14 protein-coding genes and 1 pseudogene are annotated in these 18,629 nt (G+C 63.7%); 7 read left to right on the top strand and 8 right to left on the bottom strand.

All coding sequences use genetic code 11. From position 1 onward, the window contains the following. The first annotated feature begins 8 nt into the window (after positions 1 to 8). The 3 genes from ftsH (at position 9) to HJY11_RS08160 (ending at position 6,967) form a co-directional block, all read left to right on the top strand. Positions 9 to 2,000: an ATP-dependent zinc metalloprotease FtsH gene (ftsH, locus tag HJY11_RS08170; protein WP_208075496.1), complete on the top strand. Its 1,992-nt coding sequence runs from the start codon at positions 9 to 11 to the stop codon at positions 1,998 to 2,000. A 704-nt stretch (positions 2,001 to 2,704) separates the two neighbouring features. Then, complete coding sequence (locus HJY11_RS08165; RefSeq protein WP_208075495.1) at positions 2,705 to 4,684, top strand: DNA gyrase/topoisomerase IV subunit B; 1,980 nt, start codon at positions 2,705 to 2,707, stop codon at positions 4,682 to 4,684. Positions 4,685 to 4,726: 42 nt separating this feature from the next. Continuing rightward, on the top strand, positions 4,727 to 6,967 hold the full coding sequence (locus HJY11_RS08160) for a DNA gyrase/topoisomerase IV subunit A (RefSeq protein ID WP_208075494.1): 2,241 nt from the start codon (positions 4,727 to 4,729) through the stop codon (positions 6,965 to 6,967). 214 nt (positions 6,968 to 7,181) lie between these two features. Here HJY11_RS08160 and HJY11_RS08155 read toward each other — a convergent pair whose 3' ends face one another. Further along, a complete protein-coding gene (locus HJY11_RS08155; protein ID WP_208075493.1) occupies positions 7,182 to 7,511 on the bottom strand; it encodes a winged helix-turn-helix transcriptional regulator in 330 nt (109 codons plus the stop codon). A gap of 196 nt (positions 7,512 to 7,707) precedes the next feature. On the opposite strand from HJY11_RS08155, the gene HJY11_RS08150 reads away from it, so the two are divergent. From HJY11_RS08150 to HJY11_RS08135, 4 genes are all read left to right on the top strand, one after another. After that, a complete protein-coding gene (locus HJY11_RS08150) occupies positions 7,708 to 8,109 on the top strand; it encodes a pyridoxamine 5'-phosphate oxidase family protein (protein ID WP_208075492.1) in 402 nt (133 codons plus the stop codon). A 15-nt stretch (positions 8,110 to 8,124) separates the two neighbouring features. Beyond that, positions 8,125 to 8,748 carry a 4Fe-4S binding protein gene (locus tag HJY11_RS08145; protein WP_208075491.1) on the top strand — a complete coding sequence of 208 codons (624 nt, stop codon included), beginning with the start codon at positions 8,125 to 8,127 and terminating at the stop codon, positions 8,746 to 8,748. An 89-nt stretch (positions 8,749 to 8,837) separates the two neighbouring features. Next, entirely contained in the window at positions 8,838 to 9,617 is a 780-nt protein-coding gene (locus HJY11_RS08140; protein WP_208075490.1) for a protein-ADP-ribose hydrolase, read from the top strand. Beyond that, a complete protein-coding gene (locus HJY11_RS08135) occupies positions 9,562 to 10,431 on the top strand; it encodes an SIR2 family NAD-dependent protein deacylase (protein ID WP_208075489.1) in 870 nt (289 codons plus the stop codon). The genes HJY11_RS08140 and HJY11_RS08135 overlap by 56 nt, the downstream gene beginning before the upstream one ends. Before the next feature lie 76 nt (positions 10,432 to 10,507). Here HJY11_RS08135 and aepX read toward each other — a convergent pair whose 3' ends face one another. From aepX to hemA, 7 genes and pseudogenes are all read right to left on the bottom strand, one after another. Beyond that, entirely contained in the window at positions 10,508 to 11,803 is a 1,296-nt protein-coding gene (gene aepX / locus HJY11_RS08130; RefSeq protein ID WP_208075488.1) for a phosphoenolpyruvate mutase, read from the bottom strand. Beyond that, on the bottom strand, positions 11,800 to 12,942 hold the full coding sequence (gene aepY, locus HJY11_RS08125; RefSeq protein ID WP_368041562.1) for a phosphonopyruvate decarboxylase: 1,143 nt from the start codon (positions 12,940 to 12,942) through the stop codon (positions 11,800 to 11,802). The genes aepX and aepY overlap by 4 nt, the downstream gene beginning before the upstream one ends. Then, positions 12,939 to 14,084 (bottom strand): 2-aminoethylphosphonate aminotransferase, encoded by a 1,146-nt coding sequence (locus HJY11_RS08120; protein WP_208075487.1) that lies wholly within the window; start codon positions 14,082 to 14,084, stop codon positions 12,939 to 12,941. Before HJY11_RS08120 ends, aepY begins: the two co-directional genes overlap by 4 nt. A 192-nt stretch (positions 14,085 to 14,276) precedes the next feature. Then, positions 14,277 to 14,761: pseudogene (locus HJY11_RS08115) on the bottom strand (QueT transporter family protein). A 212-nt stretch (positions 14,762 to 14,973) separates the two neighbouring features. Next, a complete protein-coding gene (hemL, locus tag HJY11_RS08110) occupies positions 14,974 to 16,251 on the bottom strand; it encodes a glutamate-1-semialdehyde 2,1-aminomutase (protein WP_208075486.1) in 1,278 nt (425 codons plus the stop codon). Next, positions 16,251 to 17,234, bottom strand: a complete 984-nt coding sequence (hemB, locus tag HJY11_RS08105) for a porphobilinogen synthase (protein ID WP_208075485.1) — start codon at positions 17,232 to 17,234, stop codon at positions 16,251 to 16,253. Before hemB ends, hemL begins: the two co-directional genes overlap by 1 nt. A 45-nt stretch (positions 17,235 to 17,279) precedes the next feature. Beyond that, complete coding sequence (gene hemA / locus HJY11_RS08100) at positions 17,280 to 18,521, bottom strand: glutamyl-tRNA reductase (protein WP_208075484.1); 1,242 nt, start codon at positions 18,519 to 18,521, stop codon at positions 17,280 to 17,282. Positions 18,522 to 18,629 lie beyond the last annotated feature (108 nt).

The raw sequence follows: 18,629 nt of genomic DNA, 5'->3' as shown, positions 1-18,629 counted from the left end.
CTAAGCCGTTGACAAAAAAGAGAGGGAAAGGCTCCGGCACAGGAATCTATGTACTCATCCTGTTGGGGCTGGTGGTCTGCGCCTTCGTCCTGCTCAACCTCAAGACGGGCGAGACCAGAACCTACCAAGAAGTCATCGGGTATTTTGACGACCAGAAGGTGGAGAAGTTCACCCTGGATTTCGGCAGCGGGGAACTCAAGGCCAAGCTGCGGGGCCAGGAGGAGACCATCACCTACAACGTGCCCAATGTAAAGATGTTTGTGGACCATGTGGAGCCCGGCGTGCTCGAGTACAACGAAAAACACGCCGACGCCCCCATTGAGTACGACTACACCCCGCCGGTGGAGGCCCCCTGGTGGGCGGCCATGATCCCCTACGTGCTGCTCATCGGCGGGATGGCGCTGCTGTGGTTTTTCATGTTCCGCCAGTCTGCGGGCAGCGGCGGCAAGATGAATTCCTTCGGCAAGGCCAAGGTCAAACCCCAGCAGGGGGAGGGCCCTAACCGGGTCACCTTCCAGGACGTGGCCGGCGCCGACGAGGAGAAGGAAGAGCTGCGCGAGGTGGTGGAGTTTCTCAAAAACCCCGGCCAGTTCTCCTCCCTGGGCGCCCGCATCCCCAAAGGGGTGCTGCTCATCGGCCCCCCGGGCACCGGCAAGACCCTGTTGGCCAAGGCGGTGGCGGGGGAGGCCAAGGTCCCCTTTTACTCCATCTCCGGCTCCGATTTTGTGGAGATGTTTGTCGGCGTGGGCGCCTCCCGGGTGCGCGATCTCTTTGACCAGGCCAAGAAGAGCGCCCCCAGCATCATCTTCATCGACGAGATCGACGCGGTCGGCCGCCAGCGCGGCGCCGGCCTGGGCGGCGGCAACGACGAGCGGGAACAGACCCTCAACCAGCTGCTGGTGGAACTGGACGGCTTTGGCGCCAACGAGGGGGTCATTGTCATCGCCGCCACCAACCGCCGCGATGTCCTCGACCCCGCCCTGCTGCGGCCCGGCCGCTTTGACCGCGAGGTCTATGTGGGCTACCCCGACATCAAGGGCCGGGAGGAGATCCTTCAGGTGCACGCCCGCAACAAACCCCTGGGCCCCGATGTGGACCTGGGCGTCATCGCCAAGACCACAGGCGGTTTTACCGGCGCAGACCTGGCCAACCTCCTCAACGAGGCGGCCCTGTTGGCAGCCCGCAGAAACCGCAAGGCCATCACCGAGGCCGACATTCAGGAAGCCACCATCAAGGTGGTGGCCGGCCCTGAAAAGAAGAGCCGGGTGGTCTCCGACAAGGAGCGCCGTCTTACGGCCTACCACGAGGCGGGCCACGCCATCGTCACCTACTACTGCAAGTCCCAGGACCCGGTTCACCAGATTTCCATCGTCCCCCGGGGCCAGGCGGGCGGCTACACCATGAGCCTGCCGAAGGAGGACCGCAACTACCGCACCCGCTCCCAGATGTTTGAGGACATCGTCACCCTGCTGGGCGGCCGGGTGGCCGAGTCGCTGATGCTCGACGACATCTCCACCGGCGCCTCCAACGACATCGAGCGGGCCACCAACATCGCCCGGGCAATGGTCACCCGCTACGGCTTCTCCAAGGAGTTGGGCCCCCTGGTCTACGGCACCGACCAGCAAGAGGTGTTTTTGGGGCGCGACCTCAACCAGGCGCGCAACTACTCCGAAGAGGTGGCCTCCAAGATCGACAAGGAGATGCGGGCCATCATCGACAAGGCGTACAGCCAGGCCAAAACCATTCTGGAGGAGCACACCGACGCCCTGCACACCGTGGCCAAGGTCCTGCTGGAATACGAAAAGGTCGACGGCGAGACCTTCATCAAGTTGATGGAGACCCCCATGTTGGAAGGGGAAGAGGCGGCTCCGGCCCTTTCGGCTCCGGCGGGCGATCCCCCGGTTTTGCCCGAGGGGAACGGCGGTCTGCCGACGCCTCCCGATTCCGCGGCCCAGCCCGATGCGGGTGAGGGCGAAAACAGGGAGGAAGCGAAAGAATAGCCCTTTGCACCGACCTGAGACAGGCGGCTGCCGGTATTTCGGCAGCCGCCTTTTTGCACCCGCCCGCAGGGAGCCGCCGGCCCGGCCGCTGCACTCCTCCTTTTGGCTGTCGCCCCTGTCCCGGTTTTTCCCCGGCGTGGGATGGGCGCCTCTTACAGGCCGCCTTCTCCCTGGCCGTATTGCCCCCCTTTTTTCTGGAGGTGACTGCGCCCCCCGGCTCTGCTACAGAAAAAAGCTGTCTGCTGGGCCGCCAACATCTAATGCGAGGGAGGTGACAACCGGTCTGCGCTGCCGGTGGGCGGGAAAGACGCCCTGTGTGCGCCGAGGGGGACCCGCCTGGCGGTGAATTGTCGCGGCCTTTCCTTGGAGCGGGGGGCGGCACGGCCGCACCGAAAGCCGCCCGAAAAGGCATGGAGATGCCCCATCTGTCTGTCGGAAAAAGGACGGGCGGCGGGGGAATGGCCCATTGAGCAGCCGCCTCCCCGCGCCTCCCCTTTGACGCGCGTTCCGGCGCGGCGTATAAGCGGGCAAAAAGGGCGCAGAATCACCAAAGACGGCTGCCGGCCCTTGACAGTCCGCCCTGTTTTGAGATACTCTAATAAAGTTGGGAAGTGCGCCCGCCGCCCCTTGATCCAGGGGGTTCGCCGGGCGCCGCTCCCGTTATCCGACGCCGCACCGACAGAGAAAAAGGATGTAGAGCAGATATGACAGCGAAAGCCAAACAGTACGGCAACGAAAGCATCACCGCCCTAAAAGGGGCTGACCGGGTCCGCAAGCGCCCCGGTGTTATTTTTGGTTCAGACGGGCTGGAGGGCTGCGAGCACTCGGTCTTTGAAATCCTCTCCAACTCCATCGACGAGGCCCGTGCGGGCTTTGGCGACAAGATCGTGGTCACCAAGTACCGGGACAACTCCATCGAGGTGGAGGATTTCGGCCGGGGCATCCCGGTGGACTACAACCCCCGGGAGAAAAAGTACAACTGGGAACTGGTGTTCTGCGAGCTCTATGCCGGCGGCAAGTACGGCCAGGGCGGGGACAACTACGAGTACTCCCTGGGCCTCAACGGCTTGGGGCTCTGCGCCACCCAGTACGCCAGCGAATACATGGACGTGGAAATCTACCAGGGCGGTTTTCGCTACGAGATGCACTTTCGAAAGGGCGAGCCAGTGGGGGAGCTGCAAAAGGAACCCACCACCCGCAAAAAGACCGGCACCCGCATCCGCTGGCGGCTCGACCTGGACGTCTTCACCGCCATCGACATCCCCCTGGAGTACTACCAGGAGACCATCAAGCGCCAGGCGGTGGTCAATCCCGGGGTTCTCTTTCTGCTGCGGGCGGAGGGGGATGGGGGCTTTGAGGAGTTTACCTACCGGTACGAAAACGGCATCAAGGACTATGTGCAGGAGCTGGCGGGGGAGGACACCCTCACCGCTGTCCAGTACTGGCAGACCGAGACGGCCGGCCGGGACCGGGCCGACAAGCAGGACTACAAGGTGAAGCTGTCAGTGGCCTGCTGCTTTTCCAACCGGCGCCAGGTGGTGGAGTACTACCACAACTCCAGTTTCCTGGAGCACGGCGGCTCCCCTGAGCGGGCGGTGAAAACGGCCTTTGTCTACCAGATCGACGCCTACTTGAAGCAAAACGCCAAGTATCTCAAGGGGGAGAGCAAGGTCACCTACCAGGACGTGGCCGATGCGCTGGTGCTGGTCTCCTCCTCCTTCTCGACCCAGACCTCCTATGAAAACCAGACCAAAAAATCCATCACCAACGCCTTTATCGCCCAGGCCATGACCGACTTTCTCAAGCGCTCACTGGAGGTCTACTTCATCGAGCAGCCGGAGGAGGCGGGGAAGATCGCCGACCAGGTGCTCATCAACAAGCGCAGCCGGGAGAAGGCGGAAAACACCCGCAAAAACCTGAAAAAGACCCTCACCGCCACCATCGACATGGCAAACCGGGTGCAGAAGTTTGTGGACTGCCGCACCAAGGACGTCTCCCGGCGGGAGGTCTACATCGTGGAGGGAGACTCGGCCCTGGGGGCCTGCAAGCTCTCGCGGGACGCCGAGTTCCAGGCCATCATCCCGGTGCGGGGGAAGATCCTCAACTGCCTCAAAGCCGAGTACGACAAGATCTTCAAGAGCGAGATCATCACCGACCTCATCAAGGTGCTGGGCTGCGGGGTCGAGGTCAAGAGCAAGGCCAACAAGGACCTCTTGAACTTCAACCTGGACCAGCTCAAGTGGAACAAGGTCATCATCTGCACCGACGCCGACGTGGACGGCTTTCAGATTCGCACCCTGATCCTCACCATGCTCTACCGGCTGACCCCCACCCTCATCCGGGAGGGATATGTGTTCATTGCCGAGTCCCCCCTCTACGAGATCACCACCAAGGACAAGGTCTACTTTGCCTACAACGAGAGCGAAAAGACCGATATGCTGCGGGAGATCGGCAACCAGAAATACACTATCCAGCGCTCCAAGGGGCTGGGGGAAAACGACCCGGATATGATGTGGATGACCACCATGAACCCCGAGAGCCGGCGGCTGATCAAGGTCACCCCCGATTCGGTGGAGGAGACCGCCGCCATGTTTGACATCCTGTTGGGGGACAACCTGGCCGGCCGCAAGGCGTTTATCGCCGAGCGGGGACAGGACTACCTGGACATGCTGGATGTGTCCTGACCCAGACGCGCCCCAGAAAAACGCTTTTGAGAGGGAAATGATATGGCACCCAAGAAGAAAAAAGAGGCCCCGCGGCAGAAGCGGGCCATTCCCAACGCCGAGATCGCCGGGGCGGGGATCGTGGTGGAACAGCCCATCACCAACACCCTGCAGGAAAACTACATGCCCTACGCCATGAGCGTCATCGTCTCCCGGGCCATCCCCGAGATCGACGGCTTCAAGCCCGCCCACCGCAAGATCCTCTACACCATGTACAAGATGGGGCTGCTCAAGGGCGGGCGCAGCAAGTCGGCCCGCATCGTGGGCGAGACCATGAAACTCAACCCCCACGGGGACGCCGCCATCTACGAGACCATGGTCCGCCTCTCCAAGGGAAACCAGACCCTGCTGCACCCCTATGTGGACTCCAAGGGCAACTTCGGCAAGGCCTATTCCCGGGATATGGCCTACGCCGCTTCCCGGTACACCGAGGCCAAGCTGGACCCCATCGCCGAGGAGCTCTTTCGCGACATCGACAAGGACACGGTGGACTTTGTCGACAACTACGACAACACCATGAAGGAGCCCACCCTGCTGCCGGCCACCTTTCCCACCATCCTGGTCAACGCCAACCTGGGCATCGCCGTGGGGATGGCCAGCGCCATCTGCTCCTTCAACCTGCGGGAGGTCTGCGAGGCCACCATCGGCATCCTCAAAGACCCGAACTGCGACATCAGCGAGACCATCAAGGCCCCCGACTTCCCGGTGGGGGGCATCTATCTCTACGACGAGGCGGAGCTTCGCAAGGTGATCGACACCGGGCGGGGCAGCTTTAAAATTCGCGCCAAGTACCGCTACGACGAGAGGGAAAACTGCCTGGAGATCACCGAGATCCCCCCCACCACCACGGTGGAGGCCATCATCGACAAGATCATCGACCTCTCCAAACAGGGCAAGCTGCGGGAGATAAACGACATCCGCGACGAGACCGACCTGGGGGGGCTCAAGATCGCCATCGACCTAAAGCGCCGGGTGGAGCCGGACAAGCTGATGGCCAAACTCTACCGAATGACCCCCCTGCAGGACAACTTCTCCTGCAACTTCAACGTCCTCATCGCCGGGTCGCCCCGGGTGATGGGGGTGCGGGAACTGCTGCAGGAGTGGACGGCCTTTCGCCGGGAGTGCGTCCGCCGCCGGGTCTACTTCGATTTGGAGAAGAAAAAGGCCCGGCTGCACCTGCTGCTGGGGCTCGAAAAGATTTTGCTGGACATCGACAAGGCCATCCGCATTGTGCGGGAGACCAGGGAGGAGCAGGAGGTTGTCCCCAACCTGATGATCGGCTTTGGCATCGACAAGATTCAGGCCGACTATGTGGCCGAGATCAAGCTGCGCCACCTCAATCGGGAGTACATCCTCGCCCGCACCAGCGAGATCGAGAGCCTGAAGGCGGAGATCGCCGAGATGGAGGAGATTCTCGGCAGCCAGAAGAAGCTGGACAGGATCATCATCGGCGAGCTCAAAGAGGTGATGGCCAAGTACGGCCAGGACCGCCGCACCGAGATCAGCTATGTGGACGAGTACGTCTACGAGCCGGAGGAGGAGCAGGTGCAGAGCTACGAGGTGCGCCTGTTCTTCACCGCCGAGGGCTACTTCAAGAAGATCACCCCCCAGTCCTGGCGGATGAGCCAGGTGCACAAGCTCAAGGAGGGGGACTTCATCGCCCAGGAGATGGATGCCAACAACGACTGCGAACTGCTCTTCTTCACCGACCGCCAGCAGGTCTACAAGGCCCGCTGCGCCGACTTTGCCGACACCAAGGCCAGCCTCATCGGGGACTTTATTCCCGCCAAGCTGGAGATGGAACCGGGGGAGAAGTGCCTCTACATGGTGGCCACCAAGACCTTTGAGGGGTATATGCTCTTCTTCTTTGAAAACGGCAAGGTGGCCAAGGTGGGCCTCTCGGCCTACCGGACCAAGACCAACCGCAAAAAGCTGGTGGGCGCGTACAGCGATAAATCCCCCCTGGTGGCCATTGATTGCGCCCTTGAGGACAGGGAGTATCTGCTGCGCACCTCGCTGGACCGGATGCTCATTGTCAACTCGGCCCTCATCGCCCCCAAGCAGACCAAGAACACCCAGGGGGTGGCGGGCATCAAGCTGACCAAAAAGGCGGTATTGCAGAGCGTGCGTCCCCTGCAGGAGGCCGAACTGGCCGACGAGCACCGCTACCGCACCAAGACCATCCCCTCCATGGGGGCCAAGATCGCCCCGGAGGACCTGGCCAGCCAGCTGACTTTGGGCTGACGGCGGAGAGCTTTTTTTCAGACAAAGACGCGCGCCCTGTGACACGGCTTCTCGCCACGCCGCAGGGCGCGCGTCTTTGCGCGGGCGGCGGGAGAACAGCCCCTGCGCCGATTGTTTGTCCCGCTGCCCCGATGAAATGGCGGCAGAAGAGAAACGATAAAAGAGAGGGCGGGTTGCCGGCGAAGGACCGGCAGCCCGCCCTCTTCTCTCTTGCCTAGGCGGAGGGGGTATTTTGGGCCTTGTAGTGTTCGCCCCAGGCCCACATGGCGTCGAGGATGGGGCGGAGGCTGTACCCGGTCTCGGTGAGGGTGTACTCCACCCGGGGCGGCACCTCGGCGTAGACCTTGCGGCGCACCAGGCCGCTTGCCTCCATGGCTCGCAGTTGGGCGGTGAGCACCTTTTGCGAGACGCTGCCGATGGAGCGCTTGAGTTCGCCGAAGCGCTTGGTGCCGGAGAGCAGGTCCCGCAGGATCAGCACCTTCCACTTGTCGCCGATGAGGGTGAGGGTGGTCTCCACCGGGCAGGCGGGCAGCTGTTTTTCCATCTCGACTCCTCCTTTTTCCGTGCGCGGGGGAGGGAGAAAGTTCCTCTAAAAACCGCACGGTTATACGATGGTTTCCATTTGGTAACTACACCACTTTGTAGTGCGTACTTTACGAAAAGTGTCTGTGGGACTAGTATAGGGTTGTGGGAGGGAAAAGTCAACTCCTCCCCCTAAGCGACACAGGAGGTGCTTTTAAATGAACGAAGTGGTTACATTTTTGCAGGAGAACCCGGTACAGTATCTGGCGACCGTGGGGCGGGACGGCAAGCCCAAATGCCGGCCGTTTATGTTCTGCTTTGAGAGGGGGGGCAAACTCTGGTTTTGCACCAACAACACCAAAGAGGTCTACAAGGACTTGCAGGAAAACCCCTATCTGGAGGTCTCCACCTCCAGCCCCGCCTACGCCTGGATCCGCTTGAGCGGCAAGGCCGTCTTTGCAGACGACCGGGCGGTGAAGGAGGGCTGCATGGAAAACCCCATCGTCAAGGGCCAGTACCAGAGCGCCGACAACCCGATCTTCGTGGTCTTTTACCTGGAGGAAGCCAAGGCGGTCCTCGCCGACTTTTCCGGCAACCCGCCCCGGGAGTACACCCTTTAGGGGGGAGGGAACGCGGTGAACGCACAGCAGTGCCTGGCCTATCTGGTGGGGGAGGTTCACTCCACCGTGGCCGCCACGGTGGATGAGCAGGGGCTGCCCCACACCTGCGCCATCGACATGATGCTCGCCGACGAGGGGGGCCTCTACTTTCTCACCGCCCGGGGCAAGGCCTTTTACCGGCGGCTGATGAAACGGCGCTACCTGGCCCTTTGCGGGATGAAGGGGGAGGACACCCTCTCCACTGTGTCCGTCTCGGTGCGGGGCTGGGTGAGGCCCATCGGCCGGCAGCGGCTGGGGGAGATTTTCGAGAAAAATCCCTATATGCGGAAAATCTACCCCACCGAGGCCAGCCGCCGGGCGCTGGAAGTGTTCTGTCTCTACCGGGGGGAGGGGGAGTACTTCGACCTCTCCCAGCTGCCGCCCCTTCGCCAGACCTTTTCCTTTGGCGGGGAGGAGGTGCGGATATCGGCCTACCGAATCGACCCGGCCCGCTGCATCGGCTGTCAGGCCTGCCGGGCGGTCTGCCCCACCGGCTGCATCAGCGCGGAGGTCCCCCGCGCCATCGACCCGGCACACTGTATCCACTGCGGCAACTGCGCAGACGCCTGCCCGGTGGGGGCGGTGGAACAACCCAATTGAGCGGCAGGGGCCAATTCCCCCGGCAGGGCAAGCCCGGCCGGGGGCGTTGCCGTCTCTTTTGATGGCCCAAAGAGAGAGGAGAGGGAGCGATGAACCAGGACGAGCGCAGGGTCTACCTGCTGCGGGCCCTTTTGGCGGAGCGGCCGCAGGGGGAGGGGATGGCGATCCCCCCCTCGCCGGAGGGACAGTGGCGGCTGTTGCGCAGCCTCTTAAATATCCGCCCGCCGAGGCCGGTCAGCGAGGCCTTTTTGCAGGTGCAGGACGCCTACTTGCAGGAGGAGACCGCCCGCAAGGGGATTGCCGACTGGGCGGACCTCGCCCCGGTGGAGGAGGGCATCGCCCTCTGGCGGGGGGACATCACCACCCTGCGCATCGACGGCATCGTCAACGCCGCCAACAGCCAGCTGCTGGGTTGCTTTTGCCCCTGCCACGGCTGCATCGACAACGCCATCCACACCTATGCCGGGGTGCAGCTGCGCCTGGCCTGCGCCGAGCTGATGGCCCGCCAGGGGGCGGAGGAGCCGGTGGGCCGGGCCAAAATCACCCCCGGGTTCAACCTGCCCTGCCAGTACGTCCTCCACACGGTGGGTCCCTACGTGGCCGGCCCCCTGACCGAGGAACACCGCCGCCAGCTGGCCGCCTGCTACCGCGCCTGCCTGGCGCTGGCGGATGAGCGGGGGCTGCGCTCGCTGGCCTTCTGCTGTATCTCCACGGGGGAGTTTCACTTTCCCGCCGAGAGGGCGGCCGAGATCGCCGTCGAAACCGTTCGGGCCCACCGGGCCCTGTCAAAGCGACCACTGGAGGTGGTGTTCAATGTCTTTACAGAAAAAGACTTCGCCCTCTACCGGCAACTGCTGGGCAGGGCTTGAGCGGCTGCGGCAGGCCCTGGCGGCAGCCGACGCGGTGGTGGTGGGGGCCGGGGCCGGGCTCTCCACCTCCGCCGGGCTGACCTACACGGGGGAGCGGTTCGAGAAGAACTTCGCCGACTTCAAGGCCCGGTACGGCATCGGGGACATGTACTCCGGCGGCTTTTACCCCTACAGGAGTTTGGAGGAGTACTGGGCCTGGTGGAGCCGCCACATCCTCCTCAACCGCTACGACCAGCCGCCGGGCGCGCCCTATCTCGACTTGCTGCGGCTGCTGGCGGGGAGGGACTACTTTGTCCTCACCACCAATGTGGACCACCAGTTTCAGCTGGCGGGCTTTGACAAGAGGCGGCTTTTCTACACCCAGGGGGACTACGGTCTCTGGCAGTGTTCCCGCCCCTGCCACGACCGCACCTACGACAACGAGGAGGCGGTGCGGCAGATGGTTCGGCGCCAAAGGAATCAGCGGGTCCCCGGCGAACTGGTGCCCCGCTGCCCGGTCTGCGGGGCGCCCATGGCCATGAATCTGCGCTGTGACGGCCGCTTTGTGGAGGACGAGGGCTGGCACGAGGCGGCTCTGCGCTACCGGGCCTTTTTGGAGGGCCACCGGGGCCGGCGGCTCCTCTTTTTGGAGCTGGGGGTGGGGGGCAACACCCCGGTCATCATCAAGTATCCCTTCTGGCAGATGAGCGCCGAAAATCCCAGGGCCACCTACTGCTGCATCAACCTGGGGGAGGCCTCCGCCCCGCGGGAACTGGCGGAGCGGGCCATCTGTATCGACGCCGACATCGGCAGTGCCCTGGCCGCCCTGCACTAAAAAGGGGGCGGGAACAGACAAAAAGAGAGAGCCCGGCGCGTGGCCTGCGCGCCGGGCTCTCTCTTGCCGAAAAATACTACTGCTCGGGAATCAGGGTGAGGATCTCTCCGATCCCCATGCAGTTCTCGCTGGCCTCCAGCGCCCGCCCATTCTCCAAAATGACCTGGGCGGTGCGCTGCATGGCGGGAAAGGCGCTGCGAATCAGGTGGTTGGCGTAGATGACCACATTGACCCCGTGCCGATAGAGCTCGTCCTCGCGAACGCTGTTGAAGGTGGTGGGGACCACCACCAGGGGGGTGGTTTTGTCTGTCTGGCGGAAGGCGTCGCAGAAGGAGAGGATTTCGTCGGGCGTCTTTTGGCGGGAGTGGATCATGATCCCGGAAGCGCCGGCCGCCACATAGGCGCGGGCGCGCGCCAGGGCGTCTTCCTGTCCCTGCTCTAAAATGAGGCTCTCCACGCGGGCGATAATCATAAACTCCTTGGTGCGCTGGGCGGCTTTTCCCGCCCTGATTTTTTCGCAAAAGTGCTCGATGTCGTCTTGGGTCTGGTGCGCTTCGGTCCCGAAGAGGGAGTTCTTCTTGAGCCCGATCTTGTCCTCGATGATGACGGCCGAGACGCCCACCCGCTCCAAGCTCTGCACGGTGTAGACAAAGTGCTCAATGAGACCGCCGGTATCCCCGTCGAAGATAATGGGTTTGGTGGTGACTTCCATAATTTCGTCGATGGTTCGCAGCCGAGAGGTGATGTCCACCAGCTCAATATCCGGCTTGCCCTTGACGGTGGAGTCACAGAGGCTGGAGACCCACATGGCGTCAAAGCTGCGAATCTCACCGCCTTTCTTTGCCTGGGCGTGTTCGACGATGAGGGCGCTTAGGCCGCTGTGCGCTTCCAATACGCGCAGGGGCCGGTCGTACTGCAGCAGGCGCTGGAGCCGTGGCCGACGCGCGTCGGGAAGTCCCAGCTTGCCCTGCATCGAGTGTTCCAGCCCGGTGAGGCTTTCGCTGTAGGTGTAGGGAAACTCCAACAGCTGTCCGCCCTGCCGCGCCAGCTGCTCGATGAGCCGCTGGCGAATGGGGGCCAGGTCGCCGGTGCGCCAGTTGTCCCCGTGCACCACGTAGTCGGGGTGCAGCTCCTCCAAAATGTCATCGTAGTAGAGAGAGTCCTGCACCACCACATGGGAGATGTGCTTGATGTTGCGCAGCACCTTGATGCGCTCTTCCAGGGAGGTGATGGGGTAGCGGTCAAAGCTGGAAACCACCTCGTTGGTCATCACCCCGGCGGTGATCTCCCCGTACTCGGCGGCGCGGTTGATCAGGTTGATGTGGCCGCTGTGGATGATGTCGGACGAAAAACTGATGTACACCTTTTTCAATGTTCTTGCTCCCATTCTCTCATAAAGTCATCCCGATTTTGCAAAGGGGTGCGGGTGGGCCGCCCCAGGTCGTCCCTCGCGCCCAGAGCGCAGAAGACCCGCAGAAAAACAGGTCCGTTTGGCGGCTCGTCCGCTTGCTTGTCAAGGGCGGCGGCCAACTCGGCGGCGCTGTGGACCTCCATCGTCAGGGGGTAGCCGCAGCCTTTGGCAACGCGGCAGAAATCGCAGTTCCCGCTCACGGTGGGCAGGCCGCCGACGGTTTCGTGGGCGCCGTTGTCCAGCAGAATATGGATGAGGTTGGCGGGCCGGACAGAGCCGATGAGAGCGGCAGTTCCCATGTGCATCAGGAGGGCGCCGTCGCCGTCAATGCAAAAGACGCGGCGCTGGGGCCGATTCTGGGCCACCCGAAGGGCAATGGCCGAGCAGTGCCCCATGGAGCCGACGGTGAGAAAATCGTGGCCGTGGCCCTGTCCCAGCGCTTCTCGCACCTCGAAGAGTTCGCGGGAGATCTTGCCGGTGGAGGAGATGAGAAAGTCTTTTGCGCAGCAGTGCTCCACAATGGTGCGGATGGCGGCTTCCCTCTTTAAAGGGTACTTGTTTTGATAGCGCTGCGGGCAGTCAGCTGTCAGGGCCCCTTTTTTTACCACGACCGCCACGCTTTCTCCCCGGGGAAAGGCCGCCTTACAGAGGTGGGACAGGCTGTCCAGAAAGGGCCTCTCCTCCTGCTCGGGTGTCAAAACAAGGGCTTTGATCCCCAGCAGTTGAAGAAATTCCAAGGTGATCTCCCCCTGGTAGAGATGCTGCGGCTCGTCTTTGACTCCCGGCTCGCCCCGCCAGCCGACCACAAAGAGGGTGGGGATGGCGTAGACCTTGGGGTGGGTGAGGGAACAGACGGGATTGGCGATGTTGCCCAGCCCGCTGTTTTGCAGGTAGACGCAAGCCGGCCGGCCGCTGCTCAAATATTCCCCGGCGGCCAGAGCGGTACAAACCCCCTCGTTGGGGGCGATTTGGTGGTCCTGACAGATGCCTTTGCGGGCCATCAGCGCGTCGCAGAAAGGGCGCAGCTGGGAGTCTGGCACCCCGGTGAAAAAACGGATGCCCATCGCTTCAATGGCGGCAAGCAGGGTGGATGCATTCACTGTTTTTCCCCCTTTCCACTGGCCAGCGGGAGGGGGATTCCCAGAGAGCGGAGAGCCGCCTCAAACACCTCGAAGAACGCCTCAATATCGGGGGTGTCGATGGCCCCCAGGGCGCAGAGGCGAAAGGTGTTGGCGCCGGCAATCTTGCCGGGATAGATGGTGAAGCCCCTGGCATAGCAGTAGTCGTGTACGGCGTCAAAATCCCAGCGGGGGTCGTCGGGATAAGCGGCGGCGATCACCAGGCCGCTCTGCCATTCGGGGCGGATGACCTCCTGAAACCCAAGCCGAGCCAATCCCCGGTGGAGGGCTGAAAAGACGCGCTGGTGACGGGCCCACTTTCCGTCCTCGCCCTCGGCAAAATACTCTTTGATGGCCTGGCGGGCGGCGTAGATGGTCTGTACCGGCGGGGTGAAGTGCATCTCCCCTGTTTTTTCAAAATAGTCGTACTGCAGGGCGAGGTTGCAATAATAGGAGCGGGTGGGGTAATGGCGGGATGCCTCGATCAGGGCGCGCTTGCCGATGACGAAGGAAAGGCCGGTCATCGCCATCAACCCCTTCTGGGCCGAAGCCATGCAGAAATCAATGTTGTCTTTGGCGATGTCGATGGGGCGCATGGCGTAGGTGGAGGTGGTGTCCACAACAAAGCTCGCGCCGTGCCGGTGGGCGATGGCGCCAATTTCGCGGATGGGGTTGAGAAGGCCGGTGCCGGTCTCGTTGTGGGTGGTGTAGACCAGGGCAACGTCCGGGTGTTGATCCAGCAGCCGGTCGATCTCGTCCAGGTCGGGCAGCTGGTCGTATTCGACGGCGTAGTTGAGATGGGGCAGGTGATAGGCCTGACAGATCTCATGGGCGCGGGTGCTGTAGGCGCCGTTGTTGACCAGCAAAATTTGCTTGCCCTCAGGCAGGAGGGAGTTGAGACAGACGTCCATATTGAGGGTGCCGGAGCCGCAGAAGAGAACGGCGGTATAAATGTCCGGGTCGCCGTGGACGATGCGCACCAAGTCGGCGCGCATCTGCCGCATGAGATCGTCGAATTCCCGTTCCCGAGGGCAGATGTCGGGGACGACCTGGGCGTATTTCACCGCGTCGGTGGTGGTGGCCGGCCCAGGATTGAGGAGGATGTTTCGCCGCAGGGGCTGCATGGTGTGTCCTTCTTTCTGTAAAAATGTTGCAAAGATCGACTTCTTTTTTGCAAAGAGTAACACCAAAGGCTTGTAAAGTCAATATAAATGTTCAAATTAATTAAAATATAAATAAAATTGAACTAAACAAAAAGGCGGAAAACCAAAACTGCCGCCTGCAGCGGGTGCAGACGGCAGTCGCAGATATTTGATTTACTCCCCAAAGAGCTGGCGGTGCAGCCCCTTTTTTTCCAGCAGCAGGGCCAGGGGAATGCCCAACAGGTAGACCACAGCGGCTTCGCCCACCGCCACCCAGAGGGCGTTGGTGAAGAAGACCGGCAGGGTGAACGCCTCGCCGGGCACCAGCCAGATGGTCAGCTCAATGCCCACCACCACCGCATTCCACAAAACCGGCATCAGTGCGGGGAGGAGGGGGAGCCGCCGCACCCGCACCTGGCGCAGGGCGCGGGTGCAGAGGGCGGCCCCCAGGGTGGCCAGGGTGCCAAAGAGAATGTCCACCACCCCCATGGGGCTGCCCAGGTTGCCCACAATGCAGCCCACTGCCAGGCCGGGTACGGCGGCAGGGTGAAGAGGGGCAGGATACACAGCGCCTCGGACAGGCGAAACTGCACCATGCCGTAGGCCAGCCCCAGGGCGTTGGAGAGGTAGGTGAGGGCTACGTAGAGGGCGGCGATCATGCCGGCCTGCACCAGGTAGCGCGTCGGGTTCCTTCGTTTCATCATTTCATCCATCCTTTAGTTTTATTTTGGGTCAGGAAGGTCTCGAACTGACCGCGCCGCCGGAGAAGGCCCCGGCAGACGCAGTCCCTAGAATAACGCATTTTTCGACGAAAAACAAGCCTCTTTCCGCTGCCGAAAAGAGGCTTGTGAAGGGCGGTAAAAAGAGAAGATCAGCGGGTGAAGTAGGCCCTGGCCACTTCCAGGGTGCGCTCGATGTCCTCGCACTGGTGGGCGCTGGAGAGGAAGACGGCCTCGAACTGGGCGGGGGCGAAGTAGCAGCCGTTTTGCAGCATGTGGCGGAAGTAGGCGCCGTAGGCGTCGGTGTCGGCGCGGCGGGCGCTGGCGGCGTCCACCACCGGGCCGGGGGTGAAGAAGAGACAGCCCAGGGAGCCCACACTGTTGACTGTACAGGGGGCGCCGCTCTCGCCGATGATCTCCCGCAGCCCGTCAAAGAGCTCGGTGGAGCGGGCGGCGGCCCGGGCATAGACCTCCGGGTGGCCCTTGAGGATGCGCAGCTGGGCCAGGCCGGCGGCCATGGCCACCGGGTTGCCGCTGAGGGTGCCCGCCTGGTAGACCGGCCCCACCGGGGCGATCTGCTCCATCACATCCCGGCGGCCGCCGTAGGCCCCCACCGGCATCCCCGCGCCGATGATCTTGCCGAAGGTGGTCAGATCGGGTTGCACCCCGTAAAAGCCCTGGGCCCCGTCGAGCCCCAGGCGAAAGCCGGTGATCACCTCGTCAAAGACGAGGAGGGCCCCCTCTTTTTTGGTGATCTCCCGCAACCCCTGCAAAAAGCCGGGGGCGGGGGGCACCAATCCCATGTTGGCGGCCACCGGCTCCACGATGACGGCGGCGATCTGCCCGGGGTTGTCGGCAAAGAGGGCGCGCACGCTGCCCAGGTCATTGTAGGCGGCGGTGAGGGTGTCCTCCGCCGTGCCCGCGGGCACCCCGGCGCTGCTGGGCACCCCCGCGGTCATGACGCCGGAACCGGCCTTGACCAGCATGGCGTCGCAGTGGCCGTGATAGCAGCCGTCAAATTTGACGATCTTGGGGCGGCCGGTGTAGCCGCGGGCGGCCCGCAGGGCGCTCATCACCGCCTCGGTGCCGGAGTTGACCATCCGCACCATCTCGATGGAGGGGACCAACTCGCAGATGAGTTCGGCCATCTCCACCTCCTTTTCGGTGGCCGCACCAAAGGAGAGGCCGCTCCCCGCCGCCGAGATCACCGCCTCGCGGATGGCGGGGAAGTTGTGTCCCAGAATCATCGGCCCCCAGGAGCCGATGTAGTCGATGTAGCGGTTGCCCTCCACATCCCAGATGAACTGCTTGTCCGCCTTGCGGATAAAGCGGGGGGTACTGCCCACCGCGGCAAAGGCCCGCACCGGGCTGTTGACCCCGCCGGGGATGCGCTGCACCGCCCGGGTAAAGAGCTCTTCCGAACGGCCCATCAGCCAATCCTCCCCTCGTCCATCCACCCGGCCAGCTCCTTGGCGTAGTAGGTGATGAGAATATCTGCCCCGGCCCGGTAGACCGAGAGGGCGGCCTCGCAGGCCACCGCCGCCTCGTCGATGAGGCCGGCTGCTGCCGCGGCTTTGATCATGGCGTACTCCCCGCTGACGCTGTAGGCCGCGCAGGGGAGGGGGAAGGTCTGGGACACGTCGCGGATGACGTCCAGGTATGAGAGGGCGGGCTTGACCATCAGCAGGTCGGCCCCCTCCTCCACGTCCAGGGCGGCCTCCTTGAGGGCTTCCCGCCGGTTGTGGGGGTCCATCTGGTAGCCGCGGCGGTCGCCGAAGGCGGGGGCGCTGTCCGCCGCCTCCCGGAAGGGGCCGTAGAAGGCCGAGGCGTACTTCACCGCGTAGGAGAGGATGGGGATGTCGCCGTGGCCGGCCCCGTCCAGCACCCGGCGGATGGCTCCCACCCGCCCGTCCATCATGTCGGAAGGGGCCACCATGTCCGCCCCCGCCTCCACGTGGGAGAGGGCGGTCCTGGAGAGCACCTCCAGGGTCTTGTCGTTGTCCACCGACTCCCCCTTGAGGATGCCGCAGTGCCCGTGGGAGGTGTATTCGCAGAGACAGACGTCGGTGATGAGGTAGAGTTCGGGGAAGGCCGCCTTGGCCTGGCGCAGCGCACGCTGTACCACCCCGTTTTCATCCCAGGCGCCGCTGCCGCAGCTGTCCTTTTCGGCCGGCAGGCCAAAGAGGATGACGGCGGGCACCCCGGCCTTGGCCACCTCTTCCAGCCCCTGGCAGAGGGTGTCGGGGCTGTAGCGCAGCTGGCCGTAGAGGGAGGGGATCTCCTCCACCACGCCGCGGCCCTCCCGCACGAACATGGGGTAGATCAGGGAGGACTTGCGCACCCTGGTCTCCCGCACCATCTCCCGCAGGGCGGGATTTCCCCGCAGGCGGCGGGGGCGCTTGATCAAATCCATATCGGCAATGCTCCTTTGCAGGTGATTTCTTCAAAAAAAGGGGGCTCATTTCCCGTTCTCCCGGGGCCGGGCCGAGCGCCGCAGCGCCTCGATGCAGTCCCGGTAGAGGGCGCGGTCCAGTTCCTCCCGCAGGCCGTAGAGGAGGCGGGCAGCCGCCTTTTCGCAGGCGTCCCGCGCCCGGCGCTCCAGTTCGGCCGCCGCCTCGGGCCCGGCGGCCAGCTGGGCGATGGGCCGCTCCAGCCGGGCGGACGCGTCGTCGGCCACCAGAGCCGCCACCTCCCGCACGGCGGGGAGATGGGGACGAAAGTCGCACCAGTCGCAAAACCCGTCTGCGGCGGCCCGCAAAATGGCCTCGGCCCGGGCCACCTCCTGGCAGCGGGCCTCCCCCTCGCCGCCCCCCTCCAGATCGTCGATGTCGTAGAGGGTGACGCCGGGGAGGTCCCCCAGCCGGGAGGAGATGTCCCGCGGCACCGCCAGGTCGATGAGCACCCGCTCCCCCCCGCCGGCGAGAACGGGAGCGGCCTCCTCATAGCGGAGGGTGTGGTGGGGGCTGGCAGTGGCGCTGACGAGGGCGCGGCAGCGGGCCAGCCCCTGCAGCCGCTGGTCGTAGCGGATCACCTGGCAGCCCGCGGGAATCTTGACCTCTCCCGAGCGGTACTGGCGCACCGTCATCTCCACCCGGCAGCCCAGGGAGAGAAGGGTGGAGGCGGCCAACCTGCCCATCTCCCCGTTGCCGATGACCAGGCAGGGAAGGCCCTTTAGATCGGCGAAATGGCGGCGGAGCAGATCGGCCGCCCGGCTGGCAGAGGAGCTGTCCACCGCCGTCAGCCGCACCGAGGTCTTGACCTCTTTGGCGGCGGTGACGGCCGAGAGGAAGAGGCGATCGAGCACCCCGTCGGCACTGCCGCAGCTGCGGGCCAGGGCCAGGGCGTCCTTGACCTGGGCGATGATCTGGTCCTCCCCAAAGACCCGGGAGCACAGCCCGCAGGCCAGGGCGAAGAGGTGATCCACCGCCGCCCGTCCCCGGCGAACGGCGAAGGGGGTGTCTGCCGGTTGTGCTCCCTTGAGGTCGCCCAGCAGTTTCGCGGGGTCAAGGGTCGCCCCTTCGGCGCAGGAGAGCCAGAGTTCGGTGCGGTTGCAGGTGGAGAGGAGAACCGCCCCCTCGACGGCGGGGATTTCGGCCAGCCGGGCCAGGGCCTCGGCCGCCTCGATCTTGGTAAAGGCAAAGCGCTCCCGCAGCTGGAGAGGGGCGCGGCGGTGGTCAATGCCCGCCATGGCGATATTCAAAAGCGATCACCCCCAAAAGAAAGAAGCCCCGCGAGGGGCAGTGAAAATCTCTCTTTTCTCATTTTACGACAACCGCTTCAAAAGCACAAGGCAAAGAGGGGGACAGCC

The organism is Bittarella massiliensis (ex Durand et al. 2017) (assembly GCF_017566145.1).
Classification (GTDB): Bacteria; Bacillota; Clostridia; order Oscillospirales; family Ruminococcaceae; genus Bittarella; species Bittarella massiliensis_A.
Note: the sequence above shows the minus strand (reverse complement) of the source record. Positions and strands in the feature narration are given on the sequence as shown.

What these genes read in the sequence shown, in the direction of transcription:
- HJY11_RS08165 (WP_208075495.1), top strand. Translation starts at nt 2,705, where the DNA reads ATGACAGCGAAAGCCAAACAGTACGGCAACGAAAGCATCACCGCCCTA.
- HJY11_RS08160 (WP_208075494.1), top strand. Translation starts at nt 4,727, where the DNA reads ATGGCACCCAAGAAGAAAAAAGAGGCCCCGCGGCAGAAGCGGGCCATT.
- HJY11_RS08155 (WP_208075493.1), bottom strand. Translation starts at nt 7,511, where the DNA reads ATGGAAAAACAGCTGCCCGCCTGCCCGGTGGAGACCACCCTCACCCTC.
- HJY11_RS08150 (WP_208075492.1), top strand. Translation starts at nt 7,708, where the DNA reads ATGAACGAAGTGGTTACATTTTTGCAGGAGAACCCGGTACAGTATCTG.
- HJY11_RS08140 (WP_208075490.1), top strand. Translation starts at nt 8,838, where the DNA reads ATGAACCAGGACGAGCGCAGGGTCTACCTGCTGCGGGCCCTTTTGGCG.
- HJY11_RS08135 (WP_208075489.1), top strand. Translation starts at nt 9,562, where the DNA reads ATGTCTTTACAGAAAAAGACTTCGCCCTCTACCGGCAACTGCTGGGCA.
- HJY11_RS08120 (WP_208075487.1), bottom strand. Translation starts at nt 14,084, where the DNA reads ATGCAGCCCCTGCGGCGAAACATCCTCCTCAATCCTGGGCCGGCCACC.
- hemL (WP_208075486.1), bottom strand. Translation starts at nt 16,251, where the DNA reads ATGGGCCGTTCGGAAGAGCTCTTTACCCGGGCGGTGCAGCGCATCCCC.
- hemB (WP_208075485.1), bottom strand. Translation starts at nt 17,234, where the DNA reads ATGGATTTGATCAAGCGCCCCCGCCGCCTGCGGGGAAATCCCGCCCTG.